The sequence below is a fragment of the Chryseobacterium sp. DT-167 genome (assembly GCF_058310155.1).
Map to the genome: position 1 here is coordinate 48,307 of NZ_JBZEEQ010000006.1, position 15,103 is coordinate 63,409.

The following is a 15,103-nucleotide window of genomic DNA, read 5'->3' on the forward strand; positions in this document are numbered from 1 at the left end:
TTCTAATTAGAATTTAAAGTGTGAGAAAGCTTTGTTAGCTTCCGCCATTTTGTGAGTATCAGATTTTTTCTTGTAAGCAGCACCTTCTTCTCTTGAAGCAGCTACTACTTCGTTAGCCAATTTCAAAGCCATTGACTTATCGTTTCTCTTTTTAGAGTAAAGGATTAACCATTTCATTGCCATAGAAATTTTTCTGTCAGCTCTGATCGGCATAGGAATCTGGAAGTTAGCTCCACCTACTCTTCTGGAACGTACTTCTACGTGAGGCATAACATTAGTTAATGCATCTTTCCAGATTTCAAGGGCTGTCTTTTCAGTTTCTCCTTTTTTAGTTTCTACGATATCTAATGCATCATAGAATATTTTGAATGCGATAGACTTTTTACCATCTAGCATCAAGTTGTTTACGAATCTAGTTACCAATTGATCATTAAATTTCGGATCTGGTAACAACGGTCTTTTTTTCGCTTTTGTCTTTCTCATTGTTTCTGTACCTTATTTAATGATTATTTTTTCTTTCCTTTAGCTGGCGCAGCTGCTGCCTGACCTGGTTTTGGTCTCTTAGCACCATATTTTGATCTTCTCTGCGTTCTTCCGCTGACACCTGCAGTGTCTAATGCTCCTCTTACGATATGATAACGTACTCCCGGTAGGTCTTTCACCCTTCCGCCGCGTACCAATACTATCGAGTGCTCTTGAAGATTATGTCCTTCGCCCGGGATGTAGGCGTTGACTTCTTTACCGTTTGAAAGTCTCACCCTTGCAACTTTTCTAAGTGCAGAGTTAGGTTTCTTAGGAGTGGTAGTATATACTCTCGTACATACACCTCGTCTTTGTGGACAAGAATCAAGGGCAGCCGATTTACTCTTCTTGGTGAGTGCGACTCTTCCTTTTCTAACTAATTGTTGAATAGTAGGCATTTAATTGCTTTTTATTTTAGGGTGCAAAAATAGTAATAATTTTTTAATCTACAAGTAGTTATACTGAAATATTGTTTTTTTCCTGAAGTTTTAATTCATTAATTCTCTGATGATCCGAATAGCAATTACTCAATAATCCTCACCCGGACATTCTTATTCCATCCAAAGTTTTTCACATTATTTTTAAGCTGATCATAATTTTCAGGATTTATAGAATAAATTACCACATGATCCATAGCCGCATTTGCATTGTCACTTATTGTCAAAACAGCAACCTTCTTCCAGCTTTCAGGCACATAGCCGCTGAACCACTCTTCGTACACTATTGCCAGCTCATAATTGTTTTTAAGAGAATATTCTTTAACGAAATTACCAAATTTATAATCAAAGTTTTTTTCGTTTTCATTGAAAGGAATCATTTCTTTAGATCCTAAACCAACAATATCCAGCAAATGAATATCTGAAAAATAGCATATTGCGCCGATGTCATTTGCTACAACTTTAGAGGTATTATAATATTTTTTCAGGAATTTAGCAGACTGTATCTGTTGTTCGTAAATATTACGGCTTCCATTGATGATCATATAATGTGAAAATTTGCATTTGTACATCAGTAACAGAACATTGCAAATGATGAACAGCCCTATTATTTTATCTTTCTTAAATTCAAACAAAGGATTCACAAAAAAATGTTTTAACCTCGGGATCAGTACCATGACAAAAGCAACCGAAATATAGGTTTCGTAACGAAAAAATCCGCGAAAGTTCCCGAAAAATGCATGCAGCATCAGCGTAAATGACAATACAATCAGTAAAAAATTATTCAGAATCAACTGATAAAAAGGAATCTTATTTTTATAGTTTCTATATATAAGGACAGCTACAATCAGAAGAAAAAACAGACCAACTTTATAAAATGTAATATTAAAAAAAACCTTATCAAGAAAAAGATATTTCATCTGCGGAAGGAAATCTCCTGAAGAATCAAACGTAGAACCCTTTACCACAACTGAATAAGGAAAAAAATAACCACACTCCTGATAATTAAAATATCCGAAAATCAAAACAGGCAAAAAACCACACACCAAAGTCAACACCACATTCCTGAAATTTTTAAGACACACAAAAACAAATGCTAACGATACGAAATAAAACATGCTTTCGAATCTCACAAGTCCAAGGAGTGCGATGGTAAAGTAAAACCAATAAGCAGATTCCGTTTTCTTAAAACCTGATACAACCCATTTTTGAAAGAAGTAAATATTCACAACAAACAAGAAAGCCTGCAATACATGCTCCATTCCCAACAAAATCTGCAGATGGAAAACCGCAAAAAACAATGTAAAAAGAACTGCAATAATTACCGTTTTATTTTGTTGAAAATATTGGCTATAATATTTATGAAGAAAATAAATTACAAAAACCGTAACAATCAGATTAAAAATCAATGGGATAATATCATGATTTCCAAAGATAAAAATGAAAACACTTAATATAAAAGTAAATATCGGTGATGAGGAAGATGATGAAAAAGTATACGGCGTCATTCCCCATACCCTATGCAAAGCAAAGTTTTTAGCAATTGCCAGATGAATATAGGCATCATCAACTGTATAAGTAAAAATATTTTCGGTTTTGGAAAGCATCATTAGAATATAAATCATGCAAACGCCGAAAAACAAACCGCAGTTAGTCAATAAACTTTTCATATTGCCCGCAATATTAAGAAAACTTCACGAATTTTTTACTTTAAAACTCTGCGATAGTTATCATCTATATTTTTTGTGGTATTTCGGCACAATTTTTCCTGCTTTTAGACATATTAAAAAATAAACTTATGAAAAATTCAAACATCATCGGCTTACAAGAAAGCGATTGCCAAAACATCTCAGAAAAACTTAATATATTACTGGCAAATTATTCCGTTTTTTACCAAAATACAAGAGGCTCCCACTGGAACATTAAGGGTGAGCAGTTTTTTACGCTTCACCCAAAATTTGAGGAACTTTACAACAGTCTGGTTTTAAAAATTGATGAAATAGCTGAAAGAATTCTGACTTTAGGCGCAACACCGGCACACAATTATTCTGATTATCTAAAAGTTTCTACTATTCAGGAAAGTAAAGAAGTAAGCGATGGTAATAAAAGTGTTGAGATTATCTTAAATTCATTTAAAGTGGTAATCGATCTTCAAAGAGAGCTTTTAGACATCACCGACAAAGCCGGAGATGAGGGTACAAACTCCCAAATGAGCGATTATATTACCGAACAGGAAAAAGAAGTCTGGATGTACAACTCTTATTTAGGAAAATAATCTTAAAGAAAACAATTAAAATATTTAAAAATCGTCTTACATTTAGACGGTTTTTATTTTTTATCACTATATTTGCGTTAAAAATACACATATGCCCGAAATACGACTTAATTCTATACTCGACAACGATTTTTACAAAATTACCATGCAAAACGCAGTGGTAAAACTCTTTCCAAGCCAAATTGTAAAATATGAATTTATCAACAGAGGAAAGCATCATTTTCCGGAAGGTTTTGATGTTGCTTTAAGAGAAACCGTTGCAAAAATGGCAGAATTAAAACTTACTAAAGAAGAGAAAAAATTTCTTGTCAAAACCTGTCCTTATTTAAATTTACCATACCTCGATTTTCTTGAAGGCTATCATTATGATCCTTCTGAAGTAAAAATCGTTCAGACCGGAAACGAGCTTTCAGTCATCGTTGAAGGGCTTTGGTACAGAACGATTCTTTGGGAAGTTCCGTTATTATCATTAATCAGCGAGCTCCATTATGAGATGAATCATATGGAAAGAGATTCTAATGAGGTAGTAATGAATAAAACTTTGGAAAAAGCAAATTCACTGAACGATCTAGGAGTTAATTTCGCAGAATTCGGAACAAGAAGAAGACATTCTTACAAAGTACAGAATCTTGTGATGGAAGCATTGACACAAAAAAAAGATTCAACATTTATCGGAAGTTCAAACGTACATTTCGCAATGAAATACGGTGTAAAACCAATAGGAACCCATGCTCACGAGTGGTTCATGTTCCATGGGGCCGAATTTGGATTCAAAATGGCAAACGAATTAGCTCTTGAACACTGGGTTGATGTTTACCGCGGCGATTTGGGAGTCGCTCTTTCAGATACTTACACAACTGATGTTTTCTTCCAGCAGTTTGACAAAAAATTTGCTAAACTTTTCGATGGTGTACGTCACGACAGTGGAGACCCGTTTGAGTTTGCTGACAAAACGATTGCTCATTATCAAAGCAACGGAATCAACCCTTTATTTAAATACATTATTTTTTCTGACAACTTAAATCTTGAAAAAGTAGAAGAGATTACGAATTACTGCAAAGGAAAAATCGGTGTTTCTTTCGGAATCGGAACCAATCTCACCAATGATGTAGGTTTAAAACCAATGAATATCGTCATGAAATTAATCGGGGTGCAATCATTGAATAAAGAATGGATTCCAACCGTAAAACTTTCCGACGAACACGGAAAATATACAGGAGATCCGAAAATGATCGAACTGGCAAAAGAATTTTTAAGAATAAAAGATTAAAATAAATACAAGATGAAAATAAAATTTTTCGTAACATTATCAATTCTGACAGCTGCTTTATCGTTTGCTCAAAAGACAACAGAAAAGCCAAAATTCAATCAAAAATTAGCAGACTCTTTAGGTGCGGATAAATATGGGATGAAACCTTACGTAATCGTAATGCTCACTACCGGAACTGCAAAAATTGAAGACAAAACAAAAATGAGCGAACTGATGAAAGGTCACATGGAAAATATCGGCAGACTCGCTAAAGAAGGGAAAATAACGATTGCAGGTCCATTTTCCGGAAAAAATCAACGGGATTATCGCGGAATGTTTATTTTTAATACAAAATCTAAAGAAGAAGCCGAGCAATGGGTAAAAACAGATCCTGCAGTTGCTGCCGGAGTTTTCAGTTATGAAATTTTCCCTTGGTACGGTTCTGCAGCGCTGCCTTTGTATCTGAAACATCATGATGAGATCGCAAAAGAAAACCCTTAAATATTTAAACCTCGCAGATTTGTGAGGTTTTCTTATCTTTAATTAAAACTAAACCAGACATGAAAACCATTGAAGAAGTTCTGAAAAAATTAGATGAAATTATTATTTGGAGCAAAGAAAATCAAAGTCCGGTCGGATATTTTGCCTGCACTTACCGGATTATGACCGCTCAGGTTTTAAAAGGAATTCAGCAGAAAAAATTTGAAGACAACGCAAGAATGACTTTGCTTGATCTCGCTTTTGCCAACCGATACCTTGAAGCTTGGGAAAATTATAGCAAAGGAAAAAAATGTACAAACGCTTGGTATCTCGCATTTGAAGCTACTAAAAACAAAGACCTTCTTATTTTACAGCACATTTTTCTTGGAATGAATGCGCACATTAATCTGGACTTGGGAATTTCCGCAGCTTCTGTAATGCCCTACCGAAAAATAAATCCGCTGAAAAAAGATTTTGAAAACATCAATTCTGTGATTGCATTGATCAACCAAAATGTTCAGGATTCGCTGAATAAGATTTGTTATCCCGTCAATCTCATAGACAAACTTTCCAACGGAAAAGATAATGTAATTTTAGATTTTGCCATTTCAAAGGCAAGAGAAACTTCATGGGCAACCGCAGTTATTGCATCAAATACGCCAAATTTTCTAAGAGAATCCGTCATTAATATTGTGGATTATGCAGCAGCAAAAGTTGCTTCACAAATTTTAAATCCGAAATTACTTTCTTCTGCATTGGCAAAAGAACTCAAGAAATGTGAAAGCAATGATGTGGAGAAGAATATTCAGATTTTGGCTTCTACAAAAAACACATAGATTCAGTTAACTATAGAACTTTGTCATTCAGAAGGAATCCAGACAGTTTGTTTCACAAAATAGTTTTAGATTAAATTGAAAAAATCACTAAATAAAAATCTTATGGTTTCCCATAAAAATTTTGAACTTTTCTTTAGTAATTTTGAAAAATGGAGACGACTTATTTAATCATCGGATTTATTTCCGGAGGAATTCTTGGCGCTGTAATTTTATATTTTATCTTAAAATCTTCAACGGTTTCTAGAAATTCTTATGATGAGCTCAATAATCTGTTCATTAAAAGCAATTCAGATCTTGAAAATTCTACTTTGAAAATTAATGAGCTCTCCCAAAATATTGCTAAAGAAAAAGAAATCAATCTCAATCAATCTGATTTAATGAATGATTTAAAAGCAGAATTTGCGAAAATTTCCGCCGAAAATACTTTTTTAAAAGCTCAAAAAGAAGAAACAAAAAGAATTCAGGAAGAAGGGAAACTACAATTTGAAAATTTAGCCAATAAGATTTTAGAGGAAAAAAGTGAGAAATTTACTTTAGCTAACAAGGTAAATTTAGATACATTATTAAAACCTTTAGGCGAAAATTTAGAAAATTTCAAGAAGAGAGTGAATGAAGTGTATGAAAACGAAGCCCGTGAAAGACATTCGTTAAACAGTACAATCAAATTGATGCTCGAACAGACCACAAAAGTCAGTCAGGAAGCCAACAATCTGGCAAATGCTTTAAAAGGGCAAACAAAAACTCAAGGAGATTGGGGCGAAATGATTTTGGAAAGAATTCTTGAAGATTCCGGACTGACAAAAGACAGGGAGTATTTCAAACAGCAAACTATCAAAAATGAGGACGGAGACAGTTTACGTCCAGATTTCACTTTGAAATTACCTGGAAATCAATTGGTCATCATCGATTCAAAAGTTTCTTTGAATGCTTATGAAAAAATGAATTCGTCAGAATCTGCGGAAGAAAAGGCCCAGTTGACGACGCTTCACATTGGTTCAATTAAAAGGCACATCGATGATCTAAGCAGAAAAAGATATGATCACATCAGTGAATCATTGGATTTTACGATTATGTTTATTCCAATCGAACCCGCATTTTTAATTGCGGTTCAAAACGATCAGAATCTATGGAATTATGCCTACTCAAAACACGTTATCCTCGTAAGTCCCACCAATCTGATTGCATTTTTAAAACTCATTTCCGACTTATGGAAAAGAGATGATCTCAGTCAGAATGCTTTAAAAATCTCTGAAGCCGGAGCAAGATTATATGATAAACTGGTTGGTTTTGTAGATAATTTAGAAAAGGTGGGCAAAAACATAGATCTTGCTCAAAAAACTTATAATGATGCATTTGCTCAATTATATACGGGAAGAGGAAATCTTATCAAGCGGGCTGAAGATCTAAAAAATATGGGGCTACAAAATAAGATCAATAAATCTCTCCCACAGACTTTAATTGACAGTGCAGAAAACCAAATTGATCTTTCTGAATAAAACTTTCTGCCAAATTTTCCATAATTTTGCGAAATGCTAATCGAAAGTTTTCAAAACGAAAAAATAAAGAACATTACCAAGCTTTTAACGGATAACCGATTCAGAAAAAAATCCGGTGTTTTTGTTGTTGAAGGACAGCAGGAAAACGAAAGAGCTCAGAAATATAATTTTGAGGCTATAGAGTTTTTCGTTTGTGAAAGTATTTTCAGCAGTCAGCTTCCAAAAGAAAAAATTCATTTTGTTTCTGAAAAAGTTTACGAAAAAATAGCATACAGAGGAAGCTCAGAAGGTATTATTGGCGTCTATAAAGCAAAAGAAGCCGAGCTAAATACTTTCAAACCCAAAGAAAATTCAACCATTATCATTGTAGAAGGTGTTGAAAAGCCCGGAAATCTGGGAGCAATACTGAGAAGCTGCGAAGCTTTTGGTGTTGATGCATTGATCGTCACTGATGCAAAAGCCGATTTTTATAACCCAAATGTGATCCGGTCAAGTGTAGGATGTTTATTTGGGATGGAAGTTTTCCAATCTGAAAATCAGGAAACACTTGAGTTTTTGACAAGAAACAACTTTAATATCTACACAACTATTATGGATGAAACTTCGGAAGATCTTTATAAAAGAGATTTCACACAGAAATCTGCCGTTTTATTTGGCACCGAACATTCCGGTTTAAGTGGCTTCTGGTCAGGTAAAGGAAAGAACACTTTGATTCCCATGTCGGGAAGTATTGATTCTTTGAATCTGAGTAATGCTGTTGCAATTACCTGCTATGAGGCTTTGAAGCAAAAGAAGAAGAATTAGAATCTTTATTAAAATTAAAAAATTAAACATAAAAAAACCGCTTCGCTGGGCGAAACGGTTCTTTTATTTTAGCAGTAGCTAGAAATTACTTCTTAACTTTAGCTGAATCAGACTTAGCTTCAACGCTGTCTTTCTTCACATCAGCAGCAGCTTTAGTAGAATCTACAGTAGCATTAGTTGTAGAATCGATAGCGTTCTGAGTTGAATCAGCGTTAGCTTCGATAGAATCGTTAGTTCCTTCAGTAGAAGTAGCTTCAGTTTTTTTACAAGCAACTAATGAGATTGCAGCGATAGCAGCTACGAATAATGACTTTTTCATAATAAATTAAATTTAATTTGTTAATATTGTTTTTTAAATCTTTTTCTCTGTTCGGTTATTTGAACAAGACAAAGGTATAGCAGATAGAAAGTTTGTTTATGAAAAATAATTGTAATACCTTTGTAAAACAGTTTTACAAATAAATAATACTGAAAATCAACACTTTAATCATTTATTAAAAAATTGACTGATTTAGATTTATTACATTTTGAGCAGCTGAAAAAGGACGTTCAGGCTCAATATTTGAAAGAATACACCCCTTCTTATGATGATATATCTAAATGGAAGGGAATTGATATTATATATTTCCAGGAAGACCTCCGCAAAAAAGCTAAAGGAAACATTAGCGAAAAATCTTTTTACACCTATTTTAAAAACTCACCGGTAACCAAATTACCCCGCATCGATATGCTCACATTATTGAGTATTTATGCAGGTTACAGCTCATGGTACGAGTTTAAAAAGCAGCATCTTTTTGCCGGAGAAATGTTACAGGACGAACAGGATTTCAACGAAGACGAACGCCTCGAATTAGAAAAAACAGTCTCAAGCGCAATAAATTTGCCCAAATCTGAAAATATTCATAAAAAAACAGAAACTTCGGTACCTGAAATCAATGATTTACAAAAAAACAATACTGAAAACCAAACCGTTGAACAAAAAACAGTTGTAGAAAATTTTAATGAAAATAAGACTGAAAAGCCACTTAATAAAACCTATCAACGAGCAGCATGGATCACCGCAAGCTCAGTTTTTGTGATTTTACTCGGACTTCTAGGATTCAAAGATGAAATTTTTGAAAAAACATATACATATTGTTTTACAGATGCAGACAGAAACCAGAAAGTTCAAAGTACGATTGAAATAAAAGTACTGAAAGAAAACGAATCTCCTTTATTTTTCAGGATAAAACCCGGTGAATGTTTTCATTATCCAAGCAAAGACAAAAGTATCAGAATGCAGATCAGCTCTACGATGTATGAAAACCTGGAAATCAACCGAAATCTGGAAAATGCACCCGAAGAAGAAACTATAGAGCTGAAACCGGACGATTATAAAATGGCGGTTTACTATTTCTCAACTAAAGATGTAAAAGGCGTAAACGCTGTAGAACAATTTAATCTTGTCAAACAGAAACGAAAGCAGCTGGAAAATCTCATCAGCAATGAAGCGGTAATTACGCAGGTGTATGACAGCGATATCTACGGACTGGAATCTTTGGACAAACAGGATTATATCACTCTTGTAACCACACCTACCACGTCACTGAAGAACCTCAACGTGATTGAGATGAAGAGAGACAAAAAGGGCAAAATCATATCTATCAAATTTAAAATATCAACCAATGAAAACAATCCATAAAACTTTGTTTTTCTCCATACTCATTGTTCTTGCTGTTATTTCCTGTGTCAAAAAAGAAGACACCTCCGCAGTCAGCGACCTGGACAAATTAAGAAATACCAACAATCAAACTGTTCAGATGGACAGTACTCAGGCAATCAACGCAATTACTCTTCAGAAAGTACAGGACGTTTTAGATCTGTCAACACTTTACCTGTCTGGTGAGAAAAATACTGAAATTGATACTGCAATTTATTCTAAAATTGAAAAATACTTTCAGAAACCGGACAGTACGACATTCAATGTGCTCTTTAAGGAACTTGAAAGCCTGCAGGTAAAAAAAGTGAAAGTCAACAACATCAATATTTATCAGGAAATATTGGATAAAGACACATTGGATCTCGCAAAATTCAATGTAGAATATTTTGATAATAAGAACAGATCAATTGGTATATTTGAGAAAAATGCTCAATATACTTTGGTTTCCAAATCTTTAAAAAAAGAATTTAAATTTTATTTTGTGAATTTTTATCAGCAGCCTTTGAAAAAAGACAGCACCTCGGTAGGAGTAACCAAATAATCGACAGGAAAATCATTTTCCCAGACATCATCAATCATACTATCGGAGTCAAAATAATTGATTCCGATTTTTTTTGAATTTTTGGAAACCATTGAAAAGAATGTATCATAAAAACCTTTTCCGTAGCCTACTCTATTCCCATATTTGTCACAGTATAAAAGTGGTGTAATGATAAAATCGAAATCGTAAATTTGAGAATCTTCATTTGAAAGAGGCTCGGAAATTCCCCAATTGTTGATCTCAAATTTTGTTTCAGAAAAAATCTCAACAGAAATCAGTTTCGTATCAACAATTTTAGGCACAAAAACACGAATATTCCGGCTCAAAAAATAATCAATGAATATCTGAGTATCAATTTCCTTAAACTTTTTAATCGGAATAAAAATATGGACTTTCTGCTCCGGAACCGGCTTAAAATAACTGACAAAGTTTTCGAAAATCTTTTGCGACCACAAAAAAATTTCATCATCGGTAAAAGATTTTCTTTTTTCGAGATATAAATTTCTGATTTCAGATTTTTTCATTCTCAAATTTATAAAAAAATGCGCCTTGTCGAGCGCAAAATTTAAAACTATATATCAATATTATTATCCTAAGATTTTATACAATTTATCTGACAGACGAACTCTAAACGGAAGTTCAAAAGTAATTTGATCTCCTATTTTTGCAGTTTCACAAGTATTTCCATTTACATAAAGTTCAGTAATCGTAATTTCCTGATCACCGGTTGTCGGTCCTGAAATCAAAACTTTATCACCAACTGATAGTTCATTATTTTCAATTAAAAACTGTGCGACTTTTGACTTAGTGTAATAATGTTCTGCTTTTCCAATCAATGCCTTTTTAATTGAAATTTTTTGACGGATATTTTTAGAAATGGCTTTTGCTAAAGGTTTATCGGGTAAATCTCCGGAGTTTTTGAAGGTTAAGGCATCAGATTTTCCTTTTCGGAAAACTTTATTTCCGACCTGTAATCCTTTTCTTAATCTTAATTGTTCAGCTGCTGGTAAATGAGTGATGTCTAAACATTCTGTTGAACAGCAATTTTCCATAGTTTCCTTACATTCATCACATTGAATAAATAACAAATGACAGGCGTCGTTCGCGCAATTTGTGTGATTGTCACAAGGTTTTCCACATTGGTGACATTGCGAAATAATATCATCGGTAATTCTCTCTCCTAAACGGTGATCAAACACAAAGTTCTTTCCTAAGAATTTACTTTCAACACCATCTTCCTTTACCTGACGTGCATATTCTATAATTCCACCTTCTAATTGGAAAACATTTTTAAAACCTTGATGTTTGAAGTAAGCACTCGCTTTTTCACAACGAATTCCGCCCGTACAGTACATCAATAGATTTTTATCTTCTTTAAAATCCTGTAATTGCTCGTTGATAATAGGCAGACTTTCTCTGAAAGTTTCTACATCCGGAGTGATTGCACCTTCAAAATGACCAACTTCACTTTCGTAATGGTTTCTGAAATCCACAACAATCGTATTGGGATCTTCCAATAAATTATTGAATTCTTTTGCTTTTAAGTGTACACCTTTATTGGTAACATCAAACGTATCGTCATTTAACCCGTCGGCAACTATTTTATTTCTTACTTTGATCGTCAGTTTCAGGAAAGAATGATCATCCTGCTCAACAGCTACATTCAGACGAATTCCTCTCATAAAATCATATGCTTCTAATGTATTGCGGAAAGCTTCTAAATGATCTGCAGGAACACTCATCTGAGCATTAATTCCTTCATGGGCTACATAAATACGACCAAGTGCATCAAGTGCATTCCAGGCTATAAATAAGTCGTCTCGAAATTTTTTGGGATCTTCAATTTTGGCATACGCATAGAAAGACAAAGTAAGTCGCTGCTTACCGGCTTCATCAATAAGCTGGGCTCTTTCTTCTGCGCTTAAGGTGTTATACAGTTGCATGCTATAAACGTTTTAAGTGAGAAAAATATTTTCGCAAAGATAATATTTTTCAGTTGAGTTACATAATGACAAATGACAGATTCTAAAAATGGAAAAAATGTCAGTTTTCTTTAAGTAAATCTTAAGCTTTGTTAATAAAGCTTTTAATAATTATGACTTAATATATAAAATACAACAATTCTCGTTAAATTTTAGTTAAAATTGAAACACAGCATATTAATTGCATACTTATTTAGCATTAAATTTGTGTTCAACAATATTATAAATTAAAACAAAGAAGATAATACAATGAAGAGTACTTTCAAAAAACTTTTACCATTTGCCGTTGTAGGGGTTATCTCAGGAGCTACCACAGTTGGCATACAACAATACATAGGTCATGATTCAGACAATGTTGACCAATCTTATTTTACAAGCTCAAAAAACGCATCTTTTGTAGGAATGAATACTGAAGCTGTGGGTGATGATTTTGTAAAAGCTGCAAAAACAACAGTTCCGGCTGTAGTAACAATTAAAAACTATCAGTCCAGAAGTTCAAACAGAGCATCTGATCAGGATCTTTTTGATTATTTCTTTGGTGATCCGTTCGGAGGAAGAGGTCAGCAGAGACAAAGACAGCAGCAACAGACACCTGACAATATGCCATCAGGAATGGGATCTGGTGTGATCATTTCGCCTGACGGTTATATTATATCAAATAACCACGTTGTGGCGGGTGCAAACAAACTTGAAGTTGTTTTAAGCAATAAAAAATCTTATATCGCAACATTGGTAGGAACAGATCCTAATACGGATATTTCATTATTAAAAATAGAAGAAAAAGGTCTGCCATTTTTAAATTTTGCGAATTCAGACAATATCGATGTCGGACAGTGGGTTTTGGCAGTGGGTAATCCATTAGGACTGAACTCAACAGTAACCGCAGGTATTATTTCTGCGAAAGGAAGAGGAATCGGAATTTTGGGAGCTCAGGGAAAGGCAGCTAATCCGATTGAAAGCTTTATTCAGACAGATGCAGCCATCAACCCTGGAAATTCAGGAGGTGCATTGGTAAATGTGAACGGAGATTTGATTGGAATCAATTCAGCGATTTCTTCTACAACAGGTTATTACCAAGGGTATGGTTTCGCAGTCCCTGCAAATTTAGCAAGAAAAGTTGTTGAGGATATTAAGAAATTCGGAATTGTACAGAGAGGTTTCTTAGGGGTAAATTCTTTAGATCTATCAGACCAGCAGCAGGTAACAAGCTATAATCAAAATGAGAAGGCTAATTTAAAAGTAGGTTCGGGTGTTTATGTAAGAGGATTCTCTCCCAACAGTGGTGCTCAGGATGCAGGATTAAAAGCAGGAGACGTTATTGTAAAGGTAGACCAGATGGAAATTACAGATTTTGCTGATCTCACTATTTCTATTGGTAGCAAACGTCCCGGAGATAAAGTACAGGTTACTTATTTGAGAAACGGAAAAGAAAACGTCACAACAGTAACTTTAAAAGACCAAAATGGAGGTACTACTGCAAGATCAAAAGCTGATCTGAGTGTAACTGAAAAAATAGGAGCAAATTTCGAACCTCTTAATGACAGATTTAAAACTGAATACGGCTTAAACAGCGGTGTTGTCACCAAGAATGTAACAGAGGGAAGCGAGATGGCTAAAATAGGCGTTGTTGATGATTACATAGTAATCGAAATCAATGGAAAACCAGTAAATTCACAGAAAGATGTAGAAAAGATCTTAGATAAATACCAAGGAAATGTGCAGGTGAAATTTGTAGATAACTACGGTAGAATTTATACGAAAGGATTTAAAATGCCTTAGTAGGATTCATCACAAAAAAGCGCGGCAGTCTTTGACTGCCGCGCTTTTTTATTTCTTTAAAATTTATTGATTATTCATTTTATCAGCAATTCTCCGTTTCTTTTTTCTTTCATAAATGATTTCTACAATTTTACCTCCCATCCACGCAAAAGGAAAAAAGATCAGAAAAATTGAGATTTTATAAAAAGTAGGATGATACGGAAAGACAATTACGTCAAGCATTGCGATAAACAACATGATGAAACCGATAAGAATAGCGTAGGCAACTTTCGCATACTTTACGATCATTGCTGTAGCAACACCACCCACGGTACTTCCCAATCCAGAAATAAAAAGCAGAAAACCGAAAAACGCATCATCGTGTTTCATACTCTCTAGAAATTTTTGCCAATGCTCAAATGGCGCAAAAGCTTCAAAGGTCACCCATTTGGGGAAAGCTCTTATACCAAGAGTGATAATAAGCCCTGCAATCGCAAGACCTACCATAATAGCAAATGTATTTCTTAGAAAATTCATTTAATCCTGATGTGCGATCATAGAAATTTCAATATCCACATTTTTCGGAAGACAGGAAACCTGAACAGTTTCACGGGCAGGGTAACTCTCAGCATCTAAATAAGAAGCATATATATCATTCATTACCGCAAAATCATCCATACTTTTAAGGAAAATACTTGCCTTTACAACGTTTTTGAAAGTCATTCCGGCCTCAGTAAGAATTGCCTCAAGGTTTTTCATGACCTGGTGTGTTTCTTTTTCAATTCCTTCTACCAGTTTACCTGTTGCAGGATCTACAGGGATCTGTCCTGAAATATATAAAACTCCATTAGCAAAGTTTGCCTGTGAATATGGACCGATCGCTGCAGGAGCATTTACAGTAGATACTATTTTTTTCATATGATGAGATTATTAATTATTTGATTTTCCTTTGGCTGCTTTATGATCAGTGAAAATCATGCCGTTTTAGCCTTGTTTTATTTCGGTGCAAATATAAAATTTAAAT

General features: G+C 34.2%; 17 protein-coding genes. 9 read left to right on the forward strand and 8 right to left on the reverse strand.

Annotation, left to right across the window (positions count from 1 at the left end; genetic code table 11):
* Nucleotides 1-6 precede the first annotated feature (6 nt).
* The 3 genes from rpsG to AC4FQ5_RS09735 all read right to left on the reverse strand — a co-directional run bounded on the left by rpsG (nucleotide 7) and on the right by AC4FQ5_RS09735 (nucleotide 2,629).
* A complete protein-coding gene (gene rpsG / locus AC4FQ5_RS09725; RefSeq protein WP_034962875.1) occupies nucleotides 7-483 on the reverse strand; it encodes a 30S ribosomal protein S7 in 477 nt (158 codons plus the stop codon).
* Between the two features lie 23 nt (nucleotides 484-506).
* Nucleotides 507-920 (reverse strand): 30S ribosomal protein S12, encoded by a 414-nt coding sequence (gene rpsL / locus AC4FQ5_RS09730; protein WP_027383325.1) that lies wholly within the window; start codon nucleotides 918-920, stop codon nucleotides 507-509.
* A gap of 125 nt (nucleotides 921-1,045) precedes the next feature.
* Nucleotides 1,046-2,629, reverse strand: a complete 1,584-nt coding sequence (locus tag AC4FQ5_RS09735; protein ID WP_491142821.1) for a DUF8728 domain-containing protein — start codon at nucleotides 2,627-2,629, stop codon at nucleotides 1,046-1,048.
* A 128-nt stretch (nucleotides 2,630-2,757) separates the two neighbouring features.
* Between AC4FQ5_RS09735 and AC4FQ5_RS09740 the strand changes: the two genes are divergently transcribed.
* The 6 genes from AC4FQ5_RS09740 (at nucleotide 2,758) to AC4FQ5_RS09765 (ending at nucleotide 8,099) form a co-directional block, all read left to right on the forward strand.
* The gene (locus tag AC4FQ5_RS09740) at nucleotides 2,758-3,234 is read left to right on the forward strand and encodes a Dps family protein (RefSeq protein ID WP_491142823.1); all 477 of its coding nucleotides are present in this window, start codon (nucleotides 2,758-2,760) and stop codon (nucleotides 3,232-3,234) included.
* A gap of 91 nt (nucleotides 3,235-3,325) precedes the next feature.
* A complete protein-coding gene (gene pncB, locus AC4FQ5_RS09745) occupies nucleotides 3,326-4,504 on the forward strand; it encodes a nicotinate phosphoribosyltransferase (RefSeq protein ID WP_491142825.1) in 1,179 nt (392 codons plus the stop codon).
* A 12-nt stretch (nucleotides 4,505-4,516) separates the two neighbouring features.
* A complete protein-coding gene (locus AC4FQ5_RS09750; RefSeq protein ID WP_491142827.1) occupies nucleotides 4,517-4,984 on the forward strand; it encodes a YciI family protein in 468 nt (155 codons plus the stop codon).
* Nucleotides 4,985-5,043: 59 nt separating this feature from the next.
* Nucleotides 5,044-5,799: a DUF5995 family protein gene (locus AC4FQ5_RS09755; protein WP_491142829.1), complete on the forward strand. Its 756-nt coding sequence runs from the start codon at nucleotides 5,044-5,046 to the stop codon at nucleotides 5,797-5,799.
* 149 nt (nucleotides 5,800-5,948) lie between these two features.
* Entirely contained in the window at nucleotides 5,949-7,295 is a 1,347-nt protein-coding gene (locus AC4FQ5_RS09760) for a DNA recombination protein RmuC (RefSeq protein ID WP_491142830.1), read from the forward strand.
* A 33-nt stretch (nucleotides 7,296-7,328) separates the two neighbouring features.
* Entirely contained in the window at nucleotides 7,329-8,099 is a 771-nt protein-coding gene (locus tag AC4FQ5_RS09765; RefSeq protein WP_491142832.1) for a TrmH family RNA methyltransferase, read from the forward strand.
* An 85-nt stretch (nucleotides 8,100-8,184) separates the two neighbouring features.
* On the opposite strand, the gene AC4FQ5_RS09770 is transcribed toward AC4FQ5_RS09765, so the two are convergent.
* Entirely contained in the window at nucleotides 8,185-8,418 is a 234-nt protein-coding gene (locus tag AC4FQ5_RS09770; RefSeq protein WP_491142834.1) for a hypothetical protein, read from the reverse strand.
* A gap of 183 nt (nucleotides 8,419-8,601) precedes the next feature.
* Between AC4FQ5_RS09770 and AC4FQ5_RS09775 the strand changes: the two genes are divergently transcribed.
* Nucleotides 8,602-9,780 (forward strand): hypothetical protein, encoded by a 1,179-nt coding sequence (locus AC4FQ5_RS09775; protein ID WP_491142835.1) that lies wholly within the window; start codon nucleotides 8,602-8,604, stop codon nucleotides 9,778-9,780.
* Nucleotides 9,764-10,339 carry a hypothetical protein gene (locus tag AC4FQ5_RS09780; protein WP_491142837.1) on the forward strand — a complete coding sequence of 192 codons (576 nt, stop codon included), beginning with the start codon at nucleotides 9,764-9,766 and terminating at the stop codon, nucleotides 10,337-10,339. The genes AC4FQ5_RS09775 and AC4FQ5_RS09780 overlap by 17 nt, the downstream gene beginning before the upstream one ends.
* Here AC4FQ5_RS09780 and AC4FQ5_RS09785 read toward each other — a convergent pair.
* On the reverse strand, nucleotides 10,291-10,863 hold the full coding sequence (locus AC4FQ5_RS09785; RefSeq protein WP_491142839.1) for a 5-formyltetrahydrofolate cyclo-ligase: 573 nt from the start codon (nucleotides 10,861-10,863) through the stop codon (nucleotides 10,291-10,293). The two genes, AC4FQ5_RS09780 and AC4FQ5_RS09785, sit on opposite strands and share 49 nt — an antisense overlap.
* A 63-nt stretch (nucleotides 10,864-10,926) precedes the next feature.
* On the reverse strand, nucleotides 10,927-12,282 hold the full coding sequence (gene trhO / locus AC4FQ5_RS09790) for an oxygen-dependent tRNA uridine(34) hydroxylase TrhO (protein WP_491142841.1): 1,356 nt from the start codon (nucleotides 12,280-12,282) through the stop codon (nucleotides 10,927-10,929).
* A 288-nt stretch (nucleotides 12,283-12,570) separates the two neighbouring features.
* Between trhO and AC4FQ5_RS09795 the strand changes: the two genes are divergently transcribed.
* On the forward strand, nucleotides 12,571-14,100 hold the full coding sequence (locus AC4FQ5_RS09795; RefSeq protein ID WP_491142843.1) for a trypsin-like peptidase domain-containing protein: 1,530 nt from the start codon (nucleotides 12,571-12,573) through the stop codon (nucleotides 14,098-14,100).
* A gap of 63 nt (nucleotides 14,101-14,163) precedes the next feature.
* Here the strand turns inward: AC4FQ5_RS09795 and AC4FQ5_RS09800 are convergent, their stop codons facing one another.
* Together AC4FQ5_RS09800 and AC4FQ5_RS09805 are read right to left on the reverse strand one after the other, a co-directional pair.
* Nucleotides 14,164-14,616, reverse strand: coding sequence for a hypothetical protein (locus AC4FQ5_RS09800; RefSeq protein WP_491142845.1), 453 nt, complete (start codon nucleotides 14,614-14,616; stop codon nucleotides 14,164-14,166).
* Nucleotides 14,617-14,997 carry a RidA family protein gene (locus AC4FQ5_RS09805; protein ID WP_129535133.1) on the reverse strand — a complete coding sequence of 127 codons (381 nt, stop codon included), beginning with the start codon at nucleotides 14,995-14,997 and terminating at the stop codon, nucleotides 14,617-14,619.
* Between the last annotated feature and the right edge of the window lie 106 nt (nucleotides 14,998-15,103).